16 protein-coding genes are annotated in these 22469 nt (G+C 72.6%); 2 read left to right on the top strand and 14 right to left on the bottom strand.

Features of this window, described 5'->3' with window-relative positions:
* Positions 1–15: 15 nt before the first annotated feature.
* The 9 genes from ahcY to JIW86_RS40310 all read right to left on the bottom strand — a co-directional run bounded on the left by ahcY (position 16) and on the right by JIW86_RS40310 (position 14086).
* A complete protein-coding gene (gene ahcY, locus JIW86_RS40350; protein ID WP_257559702.1) occupies positions 16–1434 on the bottom strand; it encodes an adenosylhomocysteinase in 1419 nt (472 codons plus the stop codon).
* A gap of 30 nt (positions 1435–1464) precedes the next feature.
* Positions 1465–2331: a methylenetetrahydrofolate reductase [NAD(P)H] gene (gene metF, locus JIW86_RS40345; RefSeq protein WP_257559879.1), complete on the bottom strand. Its 867-nt coding sequence runs from the start codon at positions 2329–2331 to the stop codon at positions 1465–1467.
* An 82-nt stretch (positions 2332–2413) separates the two neighbouring features.
* The gene (gene metH, locus JIW86_RS40340; protein WP_257559701.1) at positions 2414–5869 is read right to left on the bottom strand and encodes a methionine synthase; all 3456 of its coding nucleotides are present in this window, start codon (positions 5867–5869) and stop codon (positions 2414–2416) included.
* Positions 5866–6852, bottom strand: a complete 987-nt coding sequence (locus tag JIW86_RS40335; protein ID WP_257559700.1) for a carbohydrate kinase family protein — start codon at positions 6850–6852, stop codon at positions 5866–5868. Before JIW86_RS40335 ends, metH begins: the two co-directional genes overlap by 4 nt.
* A gap of 75 nt (positions 6853–6927) precedes the next feature.
* Positions 6928–8136, bottom strand: coding sequence for a methionine adenosyltransferase (gene metK / locus JIW86_RS40330; protein WP_257559699.1), 1209 nt, complete (start codon positions 8134–8136; stop codon positions 6928–6930).
* A gap of 113 nt (positions 8137–8249) precedes the next feature.
* Complete coding sequence (locus JIW86_RS40325; RefSeq protein WP_257559698.1) at positions 8250–10340, bottom strand: condensation domain-containing protein; 2091 nt, start codon at positions 10338–10340, stop codon at positions 8250–8252.
* Positions 10341–10449: 109 nt separating this feature from the next.
* Positions 10450–11289, bottom strand: a complete 840-nt coding sequence (locus JIW86_RS40320; protein WP_257559697.1) for a 4'-phosphopantetheinyl transferase family protein — start codon at positions 11287–11289, stop codon at positions 10450–10452.
* 47 nt (positions 11290–11336) lie between these two features.
* Positions 11337–13106, bottom strand: coding sequence for an acyl-CoA dehydrogenase (locus tag JIW86_RS40315; RefSeq protein WP_257559696.1), 1770 nt, complete (start codon positions 13104–13106; stop codon positions 11337–11339).
* Between the two features lie 23 nt (positions 13107–13129).
* Positions 13130–14086, bottom strand: a complete 957-nt coding sequence (locus JIW86_RS40310; RefSeq protein ID WP_257559695.1) for an aromatase/cyclase — start codon at positions 14084–14086, stop codon at positions 13130–13132.
* Between the two features lie 440 nt (positions 14087–14526).
* Between JIW86_RS40310 and JIW86_RS40305 the strand changes: the two genes are divergently transcribed.
* Positions 14527–15291, top strand: a complete 765-nt coding sequence (locus JIW86_RS40305) for a thioesterase II family protein (RefSeq protein WP_257559694.1) — start codon at positions 14527–14529, stop codon at positions 15289–15291.
* Between the two features lie 15 nt (positions 15292–15306).
* Here JIW86_RS40305 and JIW86_RS40300 read toward each other — a convergent pair whose 3' ends face one another.
* From JIW86_RS40300 to JIW86_RS40285, 4 genes are all read right to left on the bottom strand, one after another.
* Positions 15307–16986, bottom strand: a complete 1680-nt coding sequence (locus JIW86_RS40300; protein ID WP_257559693.1) for an FAD-dependent oxidoreductase — start codon at positions 16984–16986, stop codon at positions 15307–15309.
* On the bottom strand, positions 16979–17293 hold the full coding sequence (locus tag JIW86_RS40295; RefSeq protein WP_257559692.1) for an antibiotic biosynthesis monooxygenase family protein: 315 nt from the start codon (positions 17291–17293) through the stop codon (positions 16979–16981). Before JIW86_RS40295 ends, JIW86_RS40300 begins: the two co-directional genes overlap by 8 nt.
* A gap of 65 nt (positions 17294–17358) precedes the next feature.
* Entirely contained in the window at positions 17359–17673 is a 315-nt protein-coding gene (locus JIW86_RS40290; protein ID WP_257559691.1) for an antibiotic biosynthesis monooxygenase family protein, read from the bottom strand.
* 48 nt (positions 17674–17721) lie between these two features.
* Positions 17722–19335, bottom strand: a complete 1614-nt coding sequence (locus JIW86_RS40285) for a class I adenylate-forming enzyme family protein (RefSeq protein ID WP_257559690.1) — start codon at positions 19333–19335, stop codon at positions 17722–17724.
* Positions 19336–19715: 380 nt separating this feature from the next.
* On the opposite strand from JIW86_RS40285, the gene JIW86_RS40280 reads away from it, so the two are divergent.
* Positions 19716–21131 carry a condensation domain-containing protein gene (locus tag JIW86_RS40280; protein WP_257559689.1) on the top strand — a complete coding sequence of 472 codons (1416 nt, stop codon included), beginning with the start codon at positions 19716–19718 and terminating at the stop codon, positions 21129–21131.
* A gap of 39 nt (positions 21132–21170) precedes the next feature.
* Here JIW86_RS40280 and JIW86_RS40275 read toward each other — a convergent pair whose 3' ends face one another.
* Positions 21171–22451 (bottom strand): FAD-dependent monooxygenase, encoded by a 1281-nt coding sequence (locus JIW86_RS40275; protein ID WP_257559688.1) that lies wholly within the window; start codon positions 22449–22451, stop codon positions 21171–21173.
* Positions 22452–22469 lie beyond the last annotated feature (18 nt).

Genomic DNA, 22469 nt, shown 5'->3' with positions numbered 1-22469 from the left:
CGCCGTGAGGGGCCGTCAGTAGCGGTAGTGGTCCGGCTTGTACGGGCCCTCGACCTGGACGCCGATGTAGGCGGCCTGCTCGGGGCGCAGGGTGGTGAGCTTGACGCCCAGCGCGTCCAGGTGGAGGCGGGCGACCTTCTCGTCCAGGTGCTTGGGAAGCACGTACACGTCGGTCGGATACTCCGACGGCTTGGTGAACAGCTCGATCTGGGCCAGCGTCTGGTCCGCGAAGGAGTTCGACATCACGAACGACGGGTGACCGGTCGCGTTGCCCAGGTTCAGCAGACGGCCCTCGGACAGCACGATCAGAACCTTGCCGTCGGGGAACTTCCACGTGTGGACCTGCGGCTTGACCTCGTCCTTGACGATGCCCTCGATCTTCGCCAGACCGGCCATGTCGATCTCGTTGTCGAAGTGACCGATGTTGCCCACGATCGCCTGGTGCTTCATCTTGGCCATGTCCGCGGCCATGATGATGTCCTTGTTGCCGGTCGTGGTGATGAAGATGTCCGCCGTCTCCACGACGTCCTGGAGCGTGGCGACCTGGTAGCCGTCCATCGCCGCCTGGAGCGCACAGATCGGGTCGATCTCGGTGACGATGACCCGCGCACCCTGACCGCGCAGCGACTCCGCAGAGCCCTTGCCGACATCGCCGTAACCGCAGACCACGGCGACCTTGCCGCCGATCAGGACGTCGGTGGCGCGGTTGATGCCGTCGATCAGGGAGTGGCGGCAACCGTACTTGTTGTCGAACTTCGACTTCGTCACGGCGTCGTTCACGTTGATCGCCGGGAAGAGGAGCTCGCCCGCCTGGTGCATCTCGTAGAGGCGGTGGACGCCCGTGGTGGTCTCCTCGGTGACGCCGCGGATGCCGGCGGCGAGCTTGACCCAGTCGATCCCGGTGTCGGCCAGCAGGCCCAGGACGAGGGCCATCTCCTCGTTGTCGGCGGTGGACGGGTCGGGGACCTCGCCGGCCTTCTGGTACTCGACGCCCTTGTGGACCAGGAGGGTGGCGTCACCGCCGTCGTCGAGGATCATGTTCGGGCCGTCGGCGCCGGGCCAGGTCAGGGCCTGCTCCGTGCACCACCAGTACTCCTCCAGCGTCTCGCCCTTCCAGGCGAAGACGGGAATGCCCGCGGCGGCGATCGCGGCGGCCGCGTGGTCCTGGGTGGAGTAGATGTTGCAGGAGACCCAGCGGACCTCCGCGCCGAGGGCGACCAGGGTCTCGATCAGGACGGCGGTCTGCACGGTCATGTGCAGGGAGCCGGTGATCCGCGCGCCGGCGAGCGGCTGCGTGGCGGCGTACTCGGCGCGGATCGACATCAGGCCGGGCATCTCGTGCTCGGCGAGGGTGATCTCCTTGCGGCCGAACTCCGCGAGGGTGATGTCGGCGACCTTGTAGTCCGTGAAATCGGCAGGGGTCTGGCTGGTCATGGTGACTTACTCCGGTGGTGGATGGCGGGGCTAGGCGGTGACGCCCAGGTTCTGATGGATCTCGAGCGTCGCGGTGGAACGGTTGAGGGTGATGTAGTGGAGACCCGGGGCGCCTTCGGCCAGCAGGCGCTGGGCCATCGCGGTCGCGTACTCCACGCCCACCTTGTGGCCGTCGGCCGGGTTGTCCTGCACGGCCTCCAGGCGGCGGGCCAGGGCGTCGGGGAAGCGGGCGTCGCTCAGTTCGGCGAAGCGGCGGATCTGGCGCGCGTCGGTGGCGGGCATGATCTCGGGGATCACCGGGGTCAGGCAGCCCACCGAGTCCAGCCGGTCGCGCAGCCGCAGGTAGTCCTCGACGTGGAAGAACATCTGCGTGATGGCGTAGTCGGCGCCCGCCTTGCACTTGGCGGCGAAGTGCCGGACGTCCTCGGTCCAGCCCGGGGAGCGCGGGTGCCGTTCGGGGAACGCGGCCACCCCCACGCTGAAGTCGCCCAGCTGCCGGATCATGCTGACCAGCTCGTGGGCGTGCGTGAAGCCCTGCGGATGCGGGGTCCACACGCCCTTCGGGTCGCCCGGCGGGTCGCCGCGCAGGGCGAGCACGTCGCGGATGCCCGCGTCGGCGTACTGGCCGATGATGTGGCGCAGCTCGGCCCGGGAGTGGCCGACCGCCGTCAGGTGCGCGACCGGGCGCAGGGTCGTCTCGGCGGCGATCCGCTTGGTGACCTCGACGGTCCGGTCGCGGGAGGAGCCGCCGGCCCCGTAGGTGACGGAGACGAAGGAGGGGCCGAAGGCCTCGATGCGGCGGATCGCGTTCCACAGGGTGCGTTCGCCCGCCTCGGTCTTGGGCGGGAAGAACTCGAAGGAGTACGAGCGTCGGCCGCTGGCCAGGATCTCGCGCACACCGGGCCGGGCGGCGGGGCGGAGCCGGACCAGGGTGGGGCGTTCTGCGATGACGGCTGCCAAAGGATCGTTCCTTCCGGTGTCAGCGTGCGTTGAAGTACGTGGCCGCGGGGTGGTGGATGACGATCGCGTCGGTGGACTGCTCGGGGTGGAGCTGGAACTCCTCGGACAGGTGCACGCCGATCCGCTCCGGCCGGAGGAGGTCGGCGATCTTCGCGCGGTCCTCCAGGTCGGGGCAGGCGGGGTAGCCCAGGGAGTAGCGGCAGCCCTGGTACTCGGTGCGGAACATGCCGTCCATGGAGCCCGGGTCGGACCCGGCGATGCCCAGTTCGCCGCGGACGCGGGCGTGCCAGTACTCGGCGAGGGCCTCGGCCAGCTGGACGGAGAGGCCGTGCAGTTCCATGTACTCGCGGTAGGCGTCGGCGGCGAAGAGCCGGGCCGTCTCCTCCCCGATGCGGCTGCCGACGGTGACGACCTGGAGGCCGACGACGTCGGTCTCGCCGGACTCCTCGGGGCGGAAGAAGTCCGCGAGGCACAGGCGGCGGCCGCGGCGCTGGCGCGGGAAGGTGAAGCGGGTCCGCTCCCCGCCGAACTCGTCGAGGATGATCAGGTCATCGCCCTTGGAGACGCAGGGGAAGTAGCCGTGCACGACGGCCGCTTCGAGCAGTCCGTCGGTGTGCAGCCGGTCGAGCCAGCCGCGCAGCCGGGGCCGGCCGTCCGTTTCGATGGTGTCGGCGTCCTTCAGACCCCACTGGCCCTTGAACAGGGCGCTCTCGTCGAGCCAGGAGGCGTACTCCTTGAGCGGGATGCCCTTGACCACGCGGGTGCCCCAGAACGGCGGGGCGGGGACCGGGTTGTCGACGGCCACGTCCGAGCGGCCGCCCTCCTCGGGTTCCGCCACCAGGAGCGGAGTGTCCCGCTTGGGAACGCGCCGCTGCTTCAGGGGCGGGAGCTCGACTCCGGGGACTCCGCGCTTGACGCCCATCAGGGCGTCCATCAGGCGCAGGCCTTCGAAGGCGTCGCGGGCGTAGCGGACTTCGCCTTCGTAGATTTCGTGGAGGTCCTGTTCGACGTAGGCGCGGGTCAGGGCGGCGCCGCCGAGGATGACCGGGTAGTCGGCGGCCAGCTTGCGCTGGTTGAGCTCCTGCAGGTTCTCCTTCATGATCACGGTCGACTTCACCAGCAGACCGGACATGCCGATCACGTCGGCCCGGTGCTCCTGCGCGGCCTCCAGGATCGCGGACACCGGCTGCTTGATGCCGATGTTCACGACGTTGTAGCCGTTGTTGGTCAAGATGATGTCGACCAGGTTCTTGCCGATGTCATGGACGTCGCCGCGCACCGTCGCCAGCACGATGGTGCCCTTGCCCTCGTCGTCGGTCTTCTCCATGTGCGGCTCGAGATAGGCGACCGCCGTCTTCATGACCTCGGCCGACTGCAGCACGAACGGCAGCTGCATCTGGCCGGAGCCGAACAGCTCACCGACGACCTTCATGCCCTCCAGCAGCGTGTCGTTGACGATGTCGAGCGCGGGACGGGTCTGGAGGGCCTCGGCGAGGTCGGCCTCCAGGCCGTTCTTCTCACCGTCGATGATCCGCCGCTGCAGCCGCTCGTCCAGCGGCAGCGCGAGGAGTTCCTCGGCGCGGCCGGCCTTCATCGACTTGGTGTTCACACCCTCGAACAGCGCCATCAGCTTCTGCAGCGGGTCATAGCCCTCGGCCCGCCGGTCGTAGATCAGGTCCAGCGCGGTGGTGACCTGCTCCTCGTCGAACCGGGCGATCGGCAGGATCTTCGACGCGTGCACGATCGCCGAATCCAGACCCGCCTTGACACACTCGTCAAGGAACACCGAGTTCAGCAGCACACGGGCAGCCGGATTCAGCCCGAACGAAATATTCGACAGACCCAGCGTGGTCTGGACGTCGGGGTGGCGGCGCTTGAGCTCACGGATCGCCTCGATCGTGGCGATGCCGTCGCCCCGGGACTCCTCCTGGCCGGTGCAGATCGTGAAGGTCAGGGTGTCGATGAGGATGTCCGACTCATGGATCCCCCAGTTCCCCGTCAGGTCGTCGATGAGGCGTTCGGCGATGGCGACCTTGTGCTCGACGGTCCGGGCCTGGCCCTCCTCGTCGATGGTCAGCGCGATCAGCGCCGCCCCGTGCTCCCGCGCCAGCCCCGTCACCTTCGCGAAACGCGACTCCGGACCGTCACCGTCCTCGTAGTTCACCGAGTTGATGACCGCACGCCCGCCCAGCTTCTCCAGACCCGCCTGGATCACCGGAACCTCGGTGGAGTCCAGCACGATCGGCAGCGTCGAGGCCGTCGCGAAACGCCCCGCCAGCTCCTCCATGTCCGCGACACCATCACGGCCCACGTAGTCCACACACAGGTCCAGCATGTGCGCGCCCTCACGGATCTGATCGCGCGCCATCTCCACACAGTCGTCCCAGCGGGCATCCAGCATCGCCTCACGGAACTTCTTCGACCCGTTCGCGTTCGTCCGCTCACCGATCGCCATGTACGAGGTGTCCTGCCGGAACGGCACCGTCTGGTACAGCGAGGCCGCGCCGGGCTCGGGCTGGGGGGTCCGCTGAGTGATCGCGGTGCCGCGAACGCGCTCCACGACCTGCCGCAGGTGCTCCGGAGTCGTACCGCAGCAGCCGCCGACCAGCGAGAGACCGTACTCCCGGACGAAGGTCTCCTGCGCGTCCGCCAGCTCGGAGGCCGACAACGGATAGTGCGCGCCGTCCTTGGTCAGCACCGGGAGACCGGCATTGGGCATGCAGGACAGCGGAACACGCGAGTGCCGCGCCAGATAGCGCAGGTGCTCGCTCATCTCCGCTGGACCGGTGGCGCAGTTCAGACCGATCATGTCGATGCCCAGCGGCTCCAGCGCCGTCAGCGCCGCACCGATCTCCGAACCCAGCAGCATCGTGCCGGTCGTCTCCACCGTCACCGAACAGATCAGCGGGACGGAAAAGCCCAGCGCGTCCATCGCCCGCCGGGCGCCGATGATGGAGGACTTCGTCTGGAGCAGGTCCTGCGTGGTCTCCACCAGCAGCGCGTCGGCGCCGCCGGCCAGCAGGCCCTCCGCGTTGACCTGGTAGGCGTCGCGGATCTTGTCGTACGTGATGTGGCCGAGCGTCGGCAGCTTCGTCCCCGGACCCATCGAGCCCAGGACCCAGCGCTGCTGCCCGGTGGAGGCGGTGAACTCGTCGGCGACCTCGCGGGCGATCCGGGCGCCCGACTCCGACAGCTCGAAGTTGCGCTCCGCGATGTCGTACTCGGCGAGCGCCGCGTAGTTCGCACCGAAGGTGTTCGTCTCGACGCAGTCCACGCCCACGGAGAAGTACGCCTCGTGGACGGTGCGCACGATGTCCGGACGGGTGACGTTGAGAACCTCGTTGCAGCCCTCCAGCTGCTGGAAGTCCTCCATCGAGGGGTCCTGCGCCTGGAGCATCGTCCCCATGGCTCCGTCGGCGACGACCACCCGCGTGGCGAGCGCCTCCCTGAGGGCATCGGCCCTGGTGCGGCTCATGTCAGCGCCCGCAGCGCCGGGCCCAGCAGCCGGGCCGACTCGGGCCCGTAGACCGTCTCGACGGTGGCCAGCAGCCGCTCGCCTTCGACCTCGTAGTCCTGCGAGCCCACGGCCTGGAGGACCAGGGCGGCCATCGCGCAGCCCAGCTGCGCGGCCGTCTCCAGCGGCAGGTACCAGCTGACGGCCGCGAGGAACCCGGCCCGGAAGGCGTCGCCGACGCCCGTCGGGTCCTCGGGCCGGATGTCGGGCACGGCCGCCACGGTGAGGGCGGGCTCGCCCTTGCGCTCGATGCGGACGCCCTCGGCGCCCAGGGTGGTCACCCAGATGCCGACCCGGTCGAGGATCTGCTCCACGTCCCAGCCGGTCCGCTCGCGCAGCAGCGCGGCCTCGTACGCGTTGGTGAACAGCCAGCGCGCCCCCGTCACCAGCTCCCGTACCTCGTCGCCGTCCAGGCGGGCGAGCTGCTGGGAGGGGTCGGCGGCGAACGGGATGCCCAGCCCCCGGCACTGGCGGGTGTGCCGGAGCATCGCGGCCGGGTCGTTGGGCGAGACGAGCACCAGGTCGACGGGCGCGTCCCCGGCTGCGTTAAGGGCGCGCAGGTCGATCTCGGCCGCCTCCGCCATCGCACCGGCGTAGAAGGACGCGATCTGGTTGGAGTCCTCGTCGGTCATGCACATGAAGCGCGCGGTCTGGCAGGTGTCGGAGACGTACACCCCGCTGGTGTCGACTCCGTGTTCCTTGAGCCAGACCTCGTACTCGTGGAAGTCGATGCCCACCGCCCCGGCGAGGACGGGGGCGAGGCCCAGTCCGCCGAGACCGTAGGCGATGTTGGCCGCCACCCCGCCCCGCCGCACCTCGAGCGAGTCGACGAGGAACGAGAGCGAGACGTGTTCCAGCTGGTCCGGGAGCAGCTGGTCGACGAAACGGCCCGGGAAGGCCATGAGGTGATCCGTGGCGATGGATCCAGTCACCGCGATACGCACGTGGTCTCCTGATCGGGACGGAGTGGGCCGGAGTCCCGCCGTCGGCGGGGCGGTTGGGTGGCGGTCGTACGGGTGTCAGCGGGCGACCGCTGCCTTGAGCTGCTCGGCGCGGTCGGTGCGCTCCCAGGTGAAGTCCGGCAGCTCGCGGCCGAAGTGGCCGTAGGCGGCGGTCTGGGCGTAGATCGGGCGCAGCAGGTCGAGGTCGCGGATGATCGCGGCCGGGCGGAGGTCGAAGACCTCGCCGATGGCGTCCTCGATCTTCTGCGTGTCGACCTTGGCGGTGCCGAAGGTCTCGACGAACAGGCCGACGGGCTCGGCCTTGCCGATCGCGTACGCGACCTGGACCTCGCAGCGCGAGGCGAGACCGGCGGCGACCACGTTCTTGGCCACCCAGCGCATGGCGTAGGCGGCGGAGCGGTCGACCTTGGACGGGTCCTTGCCGGAGAAGGCCCCGCCGCCGTGGCGGGCCATGCCGCCGTACGTGTCGATGATGATCTTGCGGCCGGTCAGGCCGGCGTCACCCATCGGGCCGCCGATCTCGAAGCGGCCGGTCGGGTTCACCAGCAGCCGGTAGCCCTCGGTGTCCAGCTTGATGCCGTCCTCGGCCAGCTGGGCCAGCACGTACTCGACGACGTGCTCCTGGATGTCGGGGGCCAGCAGGCCCTCCAGGTCGATGTCGGAGGCGTGCTGCGAGGAGACGACCACGGTGTCCAGGCGCACCGCGGTGTCGCCGTCGTACTCGATGGTGACCTGGGTCTTGCCGTCGGGGCGCAGGTACGGGAGCGTGCCGTTCTTGCGGACCTCGGACAGCCGGCGCGAGAGCCGGTGCGCCAGGTGGATCGGCAGCGGCATCAGCTCGGGGGTCTCGTCGGTGGCGTAGCCGAACATCAGGCCCTGGTCGCCGGCGCCCTGCTTGTCGAGCTCGTCCTCATCGCCCTCGACCCGGTTCTCATACGCGGTGTCGACACCCTGCGCGATGTCCGGGGACTGCGAGCCGATGGAGACGGAGACGCCGCAGGAGGCGCCGTCGAAGCCCTTGGCGGACGAGTCGTAGCCGATCTCGAGGATCTTGTCGCGGACGAGCTGCGGGATCGGCGCGTAGGCCTTCGTCGTCACCTCGCCGGCGATGTGCACGAGACCGGTCGTGATGAGGGTCTCGACGGCGACGCGGGAGGTCGGGTCCTGGGTGAGGAGCGCGTCGAGGATCGTGTCGCTGATCTGGTCGGCGATCTTGTCGGGGTGGCCTTCGGTGACGGACTCTGAGGTGAACAGTCGGCGGGACATAGTGCTCCAGGGTGGGAGAGGTCGCTCGGCCCATGGCAGAGCGATGGTGGGAGAGCCCGGACGGACGAGGTGCGCGTGCCCGGGTCGACAGGCAGCGGCCGCAGGTCAGCGGCTCATCCGGGTCTCGCGGTCGCGGAGTTGAGCGCCCCGGTGAGGGCGCGGGCGGAATCCGGGCCGCCGTCGGCGGCGCCCGCGATCACGACGAGCGGCGGGTACCAGCCGTGCGCGGCGATCCGGTCGGCGATCTCGCAGGCGAGGGTGCCCGCGCCGGAGAAGCAGCCCAGGACGAGGGGCTCCCCGGTGGCGAGTACGGGGCGCAGCCCGGTCAGGAAGTCCGCCGCGTCCGCGGGAGCGGTCAGGGTGGCCAGCGCCTCCGGTCCCGGGTGGAGATCGGCGAGCCCGCCGTAGCAGTCCGGCGGCGCGTCCGGCGGCGGGATCAGGCAGATCGTGCCGGCGCCCGGGTGGGCGGCTTCGCGCAGCAGGCGCAGCGCGCCGGTCGGGCGGATGGTGACCGGGGGCACGCGGGCCCCCGAGAGCAGCCCGAGCGCCTCGGCTACGGTCGTCAACCCGTCGGTGGAGAAGGGCAGTTCGCGCAGCAGGCCCGCGGTCTGCGACAGGATCAGCGCGGCCGCGTTGTCGGAGAAGCGGGTGCGGTCGTGTACGGCGGTCAGCACCAGGGAGCCGTCCGCCTCGTGGCGGGCGGCGAGGGTGAAGGGCACGCCGGTGAGCGGGCCGACGGTCTCGGGCGGGTCCACCCGGATGCCCTCGGCGGCGAGCTCCTCGCGGTACACGTCCTCGCGGTACGCGTTCTCTCCGTACCCGTGTCCGCGCTGCGCCGGGGGCTCGAACACGATCAGGGATTCGGTGAGCCGGCCCGCGTCCGGGGAGGTGCCCGCCCACGCCTGGATCTGCCCGGCCGACACCCATTCGTAGGCGGCGGCGTCCAGTGCCCGGCAGGTCAGGTCGGCCAGCAGCCGGGACACGGTCGCCGCCGGGTCGACGACGAGCTGCACGGGCAGCGGGTTGTGCAACGGGCCCGGCAGCGCCTCGACGCCCTCCAGGAAGATGCCGCGGCCCGAGACGGAGACGGCGAAGGCCACGGAACGCGGGTTCGCGTCGAGGTCGGCGGACGGCCGGTAGAGCTGGAGTGCCCAGGCGGCGTGCAGAGCGGTGCTCTCGGTCGCACCCCACTGGGCGGCCCATTCGCGCAGCCGGACCGCCTCGGCGGCGGTGAGGGTGAGCCGGCTCCGGCCGTGGCCGAGTCCGCCGGTGGTGCGGGCGGCGGGCCGGGCCGGCAGGGTCGCGGCGTCGGGCGAGGGTGCGGCCCGCGACCAGAACGCGCGGGCGGGTCCCAGGTTCTGGGCGTGCAGCCAGTGCAGGTGGTCCCGTACGTCGGGGCGGCGCTCCCCGCCGGGCACCCGGCCGTCGGCGAGGTAGGCCCGGTAGAAGGCGCCGAGCAGGGTACGGACGCTGCTGCTGTCCAGCAGGGCCTGGTGATAGGTGATCAGGATCCGGGTGGAGCGGGCGCCGCCCTCCCCGGGCGGCGGATCGTCCAGCAGGGCGATGCGCAGCGGTCCGGGGTGGCGCAGGTCGAAGGCGCGGGCGCGCTCGGCGACCAGCAGGGTGCTCCAGTCGGTCGCGTCGTGCCGGTGGCGCAGGATCTCCACGGCGGCGTGCGGATGGACGGCGATCTGCGGGCCGGCGTCGCGCACGGGCGGGGCCAGGGCGGCGCGCAGCACCGCCTCGCGGTCGGCGAGCGACTGCCAGGCGGCGGTGAACCGGGCGACGTCCAGGGGGCCGTGCCAGCGCCAGTACACCTGCCCGGCGTGCAGCCCGGCGCCGGGCCGGGCCAGCGCGTCGAGCAGGACGTCCCGCTGGAGCGGGGCGGCGGGGGCCGCGGCCTGAACCGGTTCGGGCGCGCCGGCCTCCCCGGGCGGACCGGAGTTCAGGTCGTCGGCGCCGCGCGGGCGGGGCGCGGCGTCCTCGGAGCGCGGCGCGGCCAGCAGGTCCGCGAGGACGCCCGCGGGAAACGGCGGCGGGGGCACCTGGAGCGTGTGATGGGTCTCGGTGTGCCGGTGCAGCGTGGGGGTGCACGGCGGCAGCGCCGCGAGCGCCGCCTCCAGGGCCCGTTGCGTGAGCGGTCCGTGGAGGTCGAGCGAAGGCGGCGGGCCGGGAGTGACGATCACCGTCACGGGCGCGGCCATCTGCTCCCTCCTCGGTCGGCTGCGTGCATCGGGCATGGAAAGGTGAACGAGTATGCGAGCAGCGGCCACACGGCGCTGACACGGCGCTGACACGGCCTGCTCATCCGCTTCACGCGCTCGCCAGGCCTTCCTCGACCGCGCCCATGAAGCCCTCGTCGAGCATGGTGTGGACGGCGGTGTCGCGGGCGGTGTCCAGCCCGGTGTCGTGGCAGGCCACGCTCACCAGGTAGCGGTCGCCGAGCACCGGGTAGGTCGCGAACGCCCACTCCCCGCGGGAGGCGGGGGAGCCGTCCGGGGCGAGCAGGTCACCGCTCTCCAGACCGAAGCCGAACTCGGTGAAGCCCAGCCGCAGTCCCTGCCCCAGCGCCTTGGTGTAGGCCTCTTTCAGGGTCCACAGCCGGAGCATCTCGGAGCTCTGGCGGTCCTGGGACATGCGCTTGAGCTCCGCGAGTTCGGCGGGGGTGCACATGTGGTCGTGGAACAGCTCGAAGGAGATCTTGCGCCCGGCGGATTCCGTGTCGACACCGATCCGTCCCGTCCTGCTGACGCCGACCACGATCAGGTCGTCGGTGTGGCTCAGGCTGATGTCGATCTGGTCGAATCCGCGGATGTACGGCCTTCCGCCGATTTTGTACGCGAGGTCGAGCGAGGCGGGACCCGTCCTCAAGGCCGCGGCGGCCGTGTACTTCACGACCATGCGGGAGGCGACGAAGCAGTAGCGCATCGCCGCGTTCTCGGTCCGCCGGTAGCGCTGCCAGTCACGGCCGAGCAGCGGGCGCAGCTCGGGATCCGAGAGGGCCGCGGTCAGCCATTCGCCCCAGGTGGCGAACACGACGGCGTAGCCGTCGCGTTCGAGGTTCTCGCACACCGTGTCCCAGGGCCCGCCGGGCCCGGAGACGTGGATGGGCGGTGCGATGGTCCGCTCTTCCGGTGCGATCTGGTGAGGCATGGAGTGGTTCCCTCTCCGATTCTCCTGGTTCCCCCGCTGGTTCCCTCTCACTGGCTCAGCTCACTGCCGTCGAGGTCGCAGCTGAGGCCCCCGCGGTAGCGGCGTACGAGTTCGTCCAGCACCTGGCGAAGACAGCTCTCGGGCAGGTCCGGTACGACGATGCCCAGCCGCCCGGCGAGCCGGGACAGCGCGAGGACCGCCCAGGCCGGGTCGGCGAGGAAGGGGTCGGCGCCGTCCTGCCCCTCCCAGATGCCCAGTACGGCCGCGGCGGCCTGCACGATGGCGTACCGGTCGCTGAGGATCACGACGGCGGGATCCGTCAGGGCGGCCCGGGTGGCGGGCAGGGCCGCGCACTCGGCGCGCAGCGCGCGCAGTTCGTTGACGAAGCCCTCGGCGAGGTCGCTGAGGACGGCCATCTGGCCGCCGACGCCCCGGGTCGCGGCGAGGCGCCCGGCCGAGCCGATGAGCGAGGCGGACAGGAAGTCCTCGCCGCTGGCGATGCCCAGCAGCCGGTAGTCGAGCACGGGCAGGGTCGCCCCGCTGCGGAACAGCTCGGGCGGCGGCTCCTCGGCGAGGAACCAGGAGCGCTCGGCGAGGCTGCGCAGCTGGGGGACGATGACGGCGTGGCAGGCGGCCGTGCCGGCGTGGCCGAGGCCCGCGACCGGCAGGTCGCGCACGAGCTTGTCGACGGATCCGTAACTCGGGCTGCCGTGTTCGTAGCCGTGCGCGCCGAGGACGGTGGACAGTTCCTCCAGGCTCTCGCGCAGCAGGTCCGGCACCACGTACTTGACGGCCGCGGCCAGGATGTGGGCGCGCTCGGGCAGCAGGCTGAGCGAGCGCAGCGCGACGGTGGCCATGCTGTCGCAGGCCAGGAGGTCGGCGAAGACCCCGGCGAGCGGCTTGTGCCAGCGCTTGGCCACGGGTGTGCTGCGTCCGGTGGACGCGGCGCGCACGGCCGAGCGCAGCACGGTGTCGGCGGCCGCGATGGCGACGCCGGGGATGAGGCAGCGGTTGACCTGGAAGGTGCGCAGGGCCAGCGAGACGCCTTCGCCCGGGCTGCCGACCAGGGCGTCCTCGGGGACCGGGCACCCGGTGAACTCCAGGCCGGAGAAGATCCCGCCGCGCATGCCGGGGGTGGGCACGCGGGGCAGTTTCCGGATGCCGTCGGCGGGCAGCTCCGAGGGGTCCAGGAGCAGGACGGAGTGGCTGCGGGGGCCGCGTTCGGGCGCGGTGCGGGCGTAGACCACGTACGCGCCCGCCCGCGACGCGTTCATGATCACGTTCTTGCGGCCGTCGAGCGTGTAGCCGCCGCGCGGGTCCGGGGTGGCGACGAGCTCGTCGCGCAGGATGGCGTTGGCGTGGGCGAGTTCGTGGTGGACGATCGAGGCCCGTCCGCCGCCGAGCAGCAGGTCCGCGGTCCGCTCGCGCTGGCGGGGGGTGCCGGCGGCCCATACCGCGGCGCTCGCGAAGAGCGAGGTGATGCCGAAGCCGAAGCCGAGGGCCAGGTCGCGGCGGAAGACCGGGCGCAGCACCTTGGCGAGCAGGTCGGCGCGGGTGAGGCGGCCGCCGAACTCGGCCGGGACGAACTCGGCCGCGAGGCCGGTCCCGGTCAGCAGCCGTTCGGTGGCGGCCGGGAGCTCCCCGCGGGAGTCGGCGGCGCACAGTGCGGCGATGCCGTGCGGGTTGGCGGGGTCATGGGGGGCGCCGAGGAGGGCCTCCAGCCGGGCGGCCCGGCGCAGCGCCGCCGCCTCGTGGGAGGCGGAGGCGGTGGCGGCCGTGGCCGGTGCGGTGTCCGGGGCGTGCAGGGAGGTGGTCATGACGGTGTTGATCAACTCCCGGTTCAGAGGGTTCGAATGGTGGATTCCGCGTGCCGCTTGGCGAGGCTCAGGACGGTGGCGCTCTGCCCGCCGAGGAGTTCGCGTACGTGGCGGCGCGCGTCCTGGATTCCGGCGCCCCGGCCGAGCACCGCCTCGACGGCCTCCTCGCGCAGCAGCACGTTGTGCCGGGCCACGGCCGTGACGCCCGTCTCGTCCGGGATCACCGACCATTCCCCGGTGTGCGCTTCCAGCAGCAGCGGCGTCCGGGTCTGCTTGTGGACGATCCGCAAGGCGTGCGGGAAGCAGATCCGGACCTCTTCCGTGGTCTGCGCCGGGTCGGGTCCGGACACGGTCTCCATGCGGACCAGCTGCACGCCGGGCTGGACCTCGGCGACGTCGGCGCGCGAGACGTGCGGGACCTGGCCGGGCCAGTCCGCGATGCCGCAGAGGAAGTCGTAGACGAGTTCGGCCGGTCCCTTGACGCGTACGGACTCCTCGAAGGAGAGGAGCAGGGAGTCCAGGGAGGTCCAGCGTTCGGCGGTCTCCTTCAGCCGTGCCAGCTCGGCCCGGCTGTTGGTGTCCGTCGCCCGTTCCACCCAGGACAGGTCCTCAGGCCGGTCGTCGGCGACGGTGAACTCGTGGTCCAGCGTCAGCCGGGAGCCTGCGGCGCCCTGTGCCTCGACCGTCCAGCGGCCGCCCAGGGACGTGGCGGGCCCGGCCGGGACCTCCTGGTGGAAGTCGATGCGGTGGGCCTGTGCGTCCAGGGTGCGGTGCGACAGCCAGGACTTGACCGTGCCGTTGGCGGTGACCCACATCTGGAACCGGTCGCGGATCCCGTCGAAGTCGAGCCGTTCGACATGGATGCTCGGCGGCACGAACAGCGGCCACTGGGTGGTGTCCGCGATCAACCCGTAGACCACGCCTGCCGGCGCCGCCACGTCCACCGCGTATGTCCTGCGGTGCACTCGGTCACCCGTCATCGGCTCAACCTCTCTCGCCCTGGCTCTCGAGATTGACAAGATCCACCGGAGAGCCGCTCGAATCCGTCTCGACCTCTCCAGGGGCTCTCGAGGATCCGGGCGGCCGGGCGCGCCGGACGCAACGATCCGAGGCCGTCGCGTCCTCGTCAGGAGGGGCGACGGCCTCGGATCTGGTGCAGCGCGCCGGCCGGTGCGCTGCGAGCCGTACGACCGGGACGGGGGTGGGCCGGGTCGTACGGATCACGGCGGGTTCGGTGACACCCGCTGATCGACAGGGTTTCCCGGACGGCCGGAGGCGCGCCGGAGATCCGGTCGAGGTCCCGTCGAGCGAGCGGCCGTGGCGGCCGGTCCGGGGTTTCGCGCAGCCGCCCCGACCTGCACCCTGGAACCGGTCATCGAGGGTGATCAAGAACGATCAAGAGCGGCGAGCGGAGAAGCAGATGAACGGGCCCAGCGGCGATCCGGAATGGTTCCGCCTCTTCAGTTCAGCCCCCGACGCGGCCGTACGCCTGCTCTGCCTGCCGCACGCGGGCGGCTCCGCCAGCTTCTACTTCCCGGTCGCCCAGGCGCTTTCGCCCTCGGTCGAGGTGCTGGCCGTGCAGTATCCCGGCCGCCAGGACCGGCGCATGGAGCCGTTGATCGACGACATCCCCACCCTCGCCGACCGGATCACCGAGGAGCTCTCGGCGTACCGGGACAAGCCGCTCGCCCTGTTCGGGCACAGCATGGGAGCCGTCCTCGGCTTCGAGGTCGCCCAGCGCCTCGAGGAGCGGGGGGAGGGGCCCGTCGAGCTGTTCGTCTCGGGCCGCCGGGCCCCCTCGGTCAGCCGCGGCGAGCGCTGGCACGACGTGAGTGACGCGGCGCTGGTCGCCGAGATCCAGTCCCACCAGGCGGCGGGCTCCGAGCTGCTGGACGACCCCGAGATGCGGGCGATGCTGCTGCCGACGATCCGCGGCGACTACAAGGCCGTGGAGACGCACGTCTACCGGCCCGGAGCCGCGGTGCGCTGCCCGGTGACGGCGTTCACCGGCGACGCGGACCCGAAGGTCACCGTCGAGGAGGCGCTGGCCTGGCAGCGGCACACCACGGGCGACTTCCACTCGGAGGTCTTCACGGGCGGGCACTTCTACCTGAGCGACCACACGGCCGCCGTGCTGCGCACGGTGTCGGCGCGGCTGACCGCCTCGCTCGCCGGCGCCGTCTGACCGTCGGGGGGCGGTTCAGACGACGTCGGCGGGCTCGCGTACCGGTACGGGCTCGCGTACCCGTACGGCCTCAGGGCCCAGCGGGGCCAGTGCCCGGCGCAGGATCTCGCCGGTCAGCGAGGCGCCACTGGTGGCGAAGTACCCGTCGGGCCGGATCAGCACCCAGCCGCCGGGCACCAGGCCCAGCGCCTGACGCAGCCGGCCGTCCGGGTCGGCCAGCGTTCCGGGGCCCTCGCCGGGGGCCCCGCCGACAGTCCGTACCGACAGCCACGGGCCGTGCTCGGCGGCCGCGTCGGCCGCCGCACGGCGAGCCGCGCCGCGGCCGCCCGCGGCACACAGCAGCGACCAGCGGGTGTCGCGCAGTTCCTCCTGGAGCGCGTCCGCGCCCGGGTCGCCGGGGAAGCGGGCGGCGGCGGCCGACGCACGGCTGCCCGCCGGGGTCCCGATGCCGGGGTCCGGGGTGGTCAGTGAGGACTCGGGGTAGGCCAGGCGCAGCCCGGACATGCCGCCGAGCACCTTGCGCTGGATGGCCCGGCGCAGCGGCGGGACATTGCGCACCACGCCGAAGACGACCGGCAGCATCAGCCCGGCCATCACGTTCTTGAACTGGACCAGGAAGGTGGCCGTACGGGTGCTGCCGAGCAGCGCCTTGCCGACCGGTACGCGCTCCCGGCCGTAGGTGTCGAGCAGTTCGCGCCCGGCCCAGCCCTGTTCGACCTGGGCGAGCTTCCACGCCAGGTTGTACGCCTCCTGCACACCGGTGTTCATGCCCTGCCCGGAGGCGGGGCTGTGCACGTGCGCGGCGTCACCGGCCACGAAGCAGCGGCCCTCGTGCATCCGCGGCACCATGCGCTGCTGGAAGGTGAAGACGGAGGTCCACTGCGGCTCGCCCACGCTCACGCTCTGTCCGAGCCCCGCGCTGAGCTTGGCGCCGAAGCGGCTCGCGGTACTGCCCGCCGTGTCACCGGCGGGCGCGGTGTCCAGCAGCCGCCAGTGCCCCTCGCGGCTGTACGGCACCATCATCATCGCCTGCCGGCCGGTGTGCACCCAGTAGATGCTGTCCTGTGCGAGGCCGGTGACCACCGGCGCGTCGGCCAGTTCCCAGGTCTCGCTGGACTCGCCGATCAGCGGCAGCTCCAACTGCTTGCGGACCGTGCTGTGGCCGCCGTCGCAGCCGACCAGCCAGGGAACCTCGTACTCCTCCCGCGTGCCGTCGGCACGTTCCAGGCGGGCCCGCACCCCGGAGGGGTCCTGGGCGAGGTCCGTGAGCCGCACGCCCCATTCGACGCGGACGCCGAGCCGGGCCACGGCCTCGCGCAGCACCGACTCGGTGCGGGTCTGCTCGATGATGACGGTGTACGGGTACCGGGTGGGCATGGAGGAGTAGTCGGCGTCCAGCCGCACCAGCTTGCGCCCGCGGGCGAACATGGTGAAGGCGCGGTTGCGGCGCCCGGCCTCGATCACCGGCGCCACGACGCCCATCTGGTCGAAGGTCTCCAGGGTGCGCGGGTGCACGGCCACCGCGCGGCTGGTGCGCGCGGGCCCGTCGGCGCCGTCGATCAACCGCACCCGCAGGCCCCTGCGGGCCAGTTCGTGGGCGGCCGTCAGACCGACCGGCCCGGCGCCGACGACCAGGACCTGGGCGGCCTCGGTCTGCGCCCGGGCACCGGTCCGGTCCTGGGCCTGATCAGGCATAGGTACCGGCCGCGTCCAGGCGGGCGCCCACGGGGACCACCTCGTAGAGGCCCGCCTCGGTCGTGACGAGCGGGGAGAGCACGGCGGCGAGGGCGAGGAACTCCGCACTGCCCACGGCGGCCTCGTACTGGTCGAGGTCGTTCCAGTGGGCGATCTCGATGAAGAGCCCGGGCTGGCCGAGGTTGCGCAGCGTGCGGTTGCCGACGTGGCCCTCCGTCGCGGCGAGGTGGGCCGTGACCGGGTCCTTGGCGGCCAGGAACTCGTTGATGTCGCCGAGAACGGTCATCTTCTTGATCAAAGTCACCATGATGGGTTTCTCCTCAAATCGGGGTGGCAGCGGTGGGGGTGGAAAAAAGCGGGGACGGTCCGGGATCAGGCGTAGGTGCCGTCCTCCTGCAGGCGGGCGCCCGCCTCGACCACCTCGTAGAGGCCCGGCTCGGGCTTGGCGAGCGCGGCGAGCGGGGCGACGAGGGCGCGGAACTCCTCGCTGCCCACGGCGGCCTGGTGGGCGGCCTGGTCGTCCCAGTGGGCTACCTCGACGAAGACGCCGGGCTCGTTCAGGTTGCGCAGGGTGCGGTTGCCGATGTGGCCGGGCTGCGAGCTCATGAAGGCCGTGATCGGCTCCTTGGCGGCCAGGAACTCGTTGACGTCGCCCTGCACGGTCAGCTTGTTGATGAAGGTGGTCATGGTCTCTCCTCAAATCGGGGGGAACGAAGACGGTGGACGGTTCGGGGATCAGGCGGCGGCCTCGGCGGCCGCCCGTTCGTGGAGGGTTCGGCGCAGACCGCGGCGCTCCGGCTTGCCGACGGGCGTGCGCGGAACGGAGTCGACGACCTCGACGCGGCGGATCTGCTCGAACGGCGCGAGCCGCTCGTTGGCCCGCACCACGATCGAGTCGACGAGGTCGAGCAGTCCCGGGGCGGTCGGTTCGCGCAGCACGATCCCCGCCCACACCAGGGCCCCGTGGACGGGGTCGGGCCAGCCCACGACCACACAGTCGGCGACGCGCGGGTCCTCGGCGAGGATCCGCTCGACGGCGGTCGGGGAGACGAGTTCGTTGTCGTACTTGAAGACGTCGCCGATCCGGTCCACGAGGAAGAGCACGTTGTCCGGGGTGACGTAGCCGACGTCGCCGGTGGAGAACCAGCCCTCGGCGTCCAGGTGCCCCTGGCCCTCGTCGCCGAGGTATCCGGTCATCACCTGCGGTCCGCGGATCTGGACCTCGCCGGTGCTGTACACGTCGACCGGCTCCCGGGAGGCGAGGTCGACGATCCGGCACCGGGTGCCCGCCACGGGGGCACCGACCGAGCCGGTCAGGGGGTGCTCGGGGTCCTGGCTGTGGGCGAGCGGGGAGAGTTCGGCCATCCCGTAGCCCTGGACGACGGGGACGCCCAGCCAGTCCTGGAGCTGCCGGGTGGCGGCGGGGGCCAGCCCCGTGCCGCCGGACAGGACTGCCTTCAGCCGCAGCCCGGCGGGCGGGGCGGCCCGGCCGGCGCCGTCCTCCTCGCCGAGGCGGACGGCGGCGGCGAGCTGGTGCAGGCGGGCCGGAAGCCCGTAGAAGTGCGTGGCTCCGCTGCGGGCGGCCAGCTCGAGCGCGGCCGTCGGGGCCGGGTCGGAGCACAGCACCTGGCGGGCTCCCGCGTAGATCGCCGAGTTGAGGTGCATGACGTGGTAGAGCGGCAGGTGGTTCAGGGTCACGCTGTCGCTGCCGAGGCCGTGCGCACCGGCGGTCTGGGCGGCGTTGGCCACCAGATTGCGGTGGCTGAGGCGGACTCCGCGGGGCAGGCCCGTGGTGCCCGTCGTGAACTGGATGCAGGCGTCGGCGGACAGGTCGGCGCTGCCCGCGCCGAGTCCGGCGGGGCCGTGCCCGACGGCGGGCGCCCGGTCCAGGACGACGGCCAGCGGCAGGGTGTCCGCGGGCACCACCCCGTCGGGCGCGTCGGTCACGACGATCTCGGCAAGGGCGGGCAGCTGCTCGCGCGCCTTGACGAGCAGTTCGGCCGTCGCCGTCGGGACCAGGGCCACCTCCACCCGGGCCGTGGCGCAGACGTGGACCAGCCCCGCCTCCTTGATCAGCGGGTTGACCAGGACGACCGTGTTGCCGCTGCGGACGGTGCCGTAGTAGGCGGCGGCGAAGTCCGCGTCCAGGACGTTGGCGACGCCCACGCGGGCACCCCGGCGGCCGAGCCGGTGCTCCAGGTAGCTCGCGTACCGGTCGGCCCGGTCGTCGAGCTCGGCGAAGGTGACCGTGTCGGCGCCCGCCGCGATGGCGCAGCCGCCGGGGTCGCGGACGGCGGCCCGGCGCAGCAGGGTGTCCAGCGGGAGTTCGGGATACGTGAATCGCGGCACGGCTGTCCTCACTGGTCGGGCGGCTGACGGTCGGGCGGTCCGGGGGCCGGGCGGCTTGCGGTGGGCCGGGGGGCGGGCCGGCGGGCGGCTCCTGCGGGTGTCGGGTACCACCGTCGGCATTCGTGCTCGAAGGAGCTTCGAAGCGCACTCAAGCCGGGCCACAGGACACGTCGCGATGGTTGTCGCGCGGTGGCCGGAATCGACGACCGCCACGCGTGCGATGGACGGGCGCTCGAGGAATCGGGCCGGTGCCCACGGCCGTGCCTATCGTTCGCGTGACCTCGCACTACCCGGACTTCCGCCGGGGGTACCGCGCCCGGCCCGCCGGGCCGGAAGCCGGCGAGCCCCACGGCGCTGATCGCCGAGGAGGCGTTGAACCGATGGTGACGACGGTACTCATGGACGAAGCCGGGACCCCGGCCGCGCTGGTCGCGGACCCCGATCCCGAGCACAGACCCAGACCCGAGCCGGAGCCGGACGCCGTCGCGCGGCTGCCCCGTCCGGCCGGTCCCGGCCCCTTGTACTTCGCGGCCTCACCGAGCCAGGAGGCGCTCTGGGCCGGACTCCCGCACCGGGCCCGCCCGCCGGTGGTGACGGCGGCGCTCCGGCTGACGGGACACCTGGACACCCGCGCCCTGGCGGCCGCCTGGCAAGCCGTCGCCGGCCGGCACGAGATCCTGCGCAGCCGCTACCTCGTGCACGAGGGCCGGCTCACCCAGGTCGTCGCGGCGCAGGCCGGTCCGACCGTGCCCATCTCGCTGGCGGAGGTCCGGCCGTCGCAGGTGCCCGCGGCCGTCGCGGCGGAGCGGGAGCAGGCGTTCGACCCGGCGCGCGAACCGCTGGCCCGGCTGCGGCTGCTGCGCCAGGGCCCGGGCGACCACGTGGCCGTCTTCGTCCTGCACGAGCTGATCGCCGACGCCGCCGCGCTCGGCGGGCTCGTCGCGGAACTCGCTGCCGCCTACCGCGGCGTGCCGGCGGACCGTCCGGCCGCCCAGTACGCCGACCTCGCCGCCTGGCAGCTGCAGCGCGCGGCGCAGGGACGCGTCGACGAGAGCACCGAGTACTGGCTGCAACGGCTCAACGGCGCCGAACCGGCCGTCCTGCCCTGGGACCTGAGCGCGCCGGGTGCGCCCGGGCGCACCCCGGGCGCCGGGCGGGCCCTGTCGTTCCCGCTGCCGCAGGAGCTGTCCGCCAAGATCTCGGAGGCCGCGCGCCGGCACCGGGCCGGCGTGCAGGTGGTGGGCCTGGCCGCCTTCCAGCTGCTGCTGGCCTGCTGGTCGGGCCAGCGGGACATCACTGTCCGCGGGCCCGTCCCCGAGCGCGCGCGGGGCGGGGAGCAGCGCATGCTGGGCCCGCTGTCCCACGCGGTGGCGCTGCGGACCGACCTGACCGGCGCGCCCGCCTTCGGCGAGGTCGTCGACCGGGTCCGGCACACCAGCGCATGGGACTTCGCGCACCACGAGGTGCCGCTGGAGCCGGTCGCCGCGCAGCTGCGCCGGCCGCGGCTGGTGGAGCAGCTGGGCGAGGTGCAGTTCGGCGCCGGCCCGGCCGCCGACGGGCCCCGGCGGGGCGCGGCCTCCTGGGGCGGCCGGCTGCGCGCCGAGCCGTTCACCTCCGCTCCCGCCCCGGCGGCCCGGCCGCTGACCCTGATGCTGCGGCACGACGAGCGCGCCGCGCACTGCGTGTTCACGTACGACGCGTCCGTGTTCTCCGAGGCCCGCATCCGGCAGCTGCGCGCCGACTACTTCGGGCTGCTCGGCGATGTCGCCGACCACCCGAAGGCCCGCTTCCGCTGACGGGCCTCGCGGCAGCCCCGGCCGGCCCGGCCGGCCCGGTCAGCCCGGCCGGTGCGCCGCCGCCGCGGTGAACAGATCGGTGCGCACGGCCACCGGATCGGTCCCGTACGCGACCTTGCGCGTGATCTTCCCCCCTATGGGGGTGCGCGTGACGATCCCGGCGGTGCGGGCCAGCGCGAACCGGGCGAACGCCCCGTCCGCCCCGAACATCGCGCGCGCCTGCATCCGCTGCATCCGGTGGACCGCCGCGGCCGCGGCCGCCCGGCGCCGGGCGTACGGTTCCAGGCCCGCCCCCGTGACCGCACCCCGGCCCAGCGCCTCCACGAGCACGGGATGCAGGGCGGCGGCGTCCTGGAGCGCGAGGTTGATGCCCTGGGCGCCGATCGGGCCGTGCGTGTGCGCACTGTCCCCGATCAGGACGAGGCCGTCGCGCGTCCACTCCTCGGCGTGCGAGGCGAAGACGTCGAGCAGGGTGAGCTGGTTGAGCGAGGTGAGCTGCTCGTGCAGCAGGTCCGCGAACTGCGGCAGCACCCCCGCCAGTTCGCGCCGGATGTCCTCGATCCCGCGGCCCGGCCGGCTCCATCCGCCGTGCGGCAGGGTCCAGCCGATCCGCAGCCGGTCGGGATGGCTGTCCTGGACCAGGACAGCGCTGCCGCCGGCCCGGTGCACCCTGACCTTCCCGGTGGCCCGGCCGGGCGCGTGCAGCGAGAACCACACCACGTCGTGGGCGAAGGAGTCCGAGCGCCCGGCCCCGATCCCGGCCAGCGCCCGGGTCTTGGAGAACCGTCCGTCCGCGCCGACCACGGCCAGGGCGCGTACGGTGACGGGCGCCCGGTCGGGGCCCCTGGCGACGACCCCGGTGCACGGGCTGCCGGGCCGCTTCTCCAGCAGGGCCGACACGCGGTGGCCCTCCAGGTGCGTGAAGCCGGGCAGCTCCCGGCAGGCGTCCAGGAGTCCGGCCAGCAGGTGCGGCTGCGGGAGGGCCAGCAGGTGGTCGTACGGGGCGGGCAGCCGCCCGTAGTCGATGTCGAGAAGCACCCGGTCGCGGTCCAGCACCTGGAAGCCGGTCAGGGCGAGCGAACCGCGGGACCGCGCCGGTCCGAGGACGCCGAGCTCGTCGAGGATGCGCTGGCCGCCCGGCTGGAGGATCTCGCCGTGAAACTCCCGCCGCAGGGCGGTGGAACGCTCGATGAGCGTCACGCGGACGCCGGAGCGCAGCAGCATGAGGGTCAGTGCCAGCCCGGCGGGCCCGGCGCCGACGACGCACACGTCGGTCTCGGTCTCGGCGCCGGTGGCGGGGCACGGATCGGGGTGGTCCATGGGAGGTGTCCCTCTCTC

It is taken from the genome of Streptomyces sp. NBC_00162, assembly GCF_024611995.1.
In the GTDB taxonomy this organism is placed as follows: Bacteria; Actinomycetota; Actinomycetes; order Streptomycetales; family Streptomycetaceae; genus Streptomyces.
This window is presented reverse-complemented; position numbering and strand designations above follow the sequence as displayed.

Coding starts and splice junctions, on each gene's coding strand:
- metK (WP_257559699.1), bottom strand. CDS start 8,136: ATGTCCCGCCGACTGTTCACCTCAGAGTCCGTCACCGAAGGCCACCCC.
- JIW86_RS40305 (WP_257559694.1), top strand. CDS start 14,527: ATGAACGGGCCCAGCGGCGATCCGGAATGGTTCCGCCTCTTCAGTTCA.
- JIW86_RS40295 (WP_257559692.1), bottom strand. CDS start 17,293: ATGGTGACTTTGATCAAGAAGATGACCGTTCTCGGCGACATCAACGAG.
- metH (WP_257559701.1), bottom strand. CDS start 5,869: ATGAGCCGCACCAGGGCCGATGCCCTCAGGGAGGCGCTCGCCACGCGG.
- ahcY (WP_257559702.1), bottom strand. CDS start 1,434: ATGACCAGCCAGACCCCTGCCGATTTCACGGACTACAAGGTCGCCGAC.
- JIW86_RS40300 (WP_257559693.1), bottom strand. CDS start 16,986: ATGCCTGATCAGGCCCAGGACCGGACCGGTGCCCGGGCGCAGACCGAG.
- JIW86_RS40325 (WP_257559698.1), bottom strand. CDS start 10,340: ATGGCCGCGCCCGTGACGGTGATCGTCACTCCCGGCCCGCCGCCTTCG.
- JIW86_RS40275 (WP_257559688.1), bottom strand. CDS start 22,451: ATGGACCACCCCGATCCGTGCCCCGCCACCGGCGCCGAGACCGAGACC.
- JIW86_RS40310 (WP_257559695.1), bottom strand. CDS start 14,086: ATGACGGGTGACCGAGTGCACCGCAGGACATACGCGGTGGACGTGGCG.
- JIW86_RS40315 (WP_257559696.1), bottom strand. CDS start 13,106: ATGACCACCTCCCTGCACGCCCCGGACACCGCACCGGCCACGGCCGCC.
- JIW86_RS40280 (WP_257559689.1), top strand. CDS start 19,716: ATGGTGACGACGGTACTCATGGACGAAGCCGGGACCCCGGCCGCGCTG.
- JIW86_RS40320 (WP_257559697.1), bottom strand. CDS start 11,289: ATGCCTCACCAGATCGCACCGGAAGAGCGGACCATCGCACCGCCCATC.
- JIW86_RS40290 (WP_257559691.1), bottom strand. CDS start 17,673: ATGACCACCTTCATCAACAAGCTGACCGTGCAGGGCGACGTCAACGAG.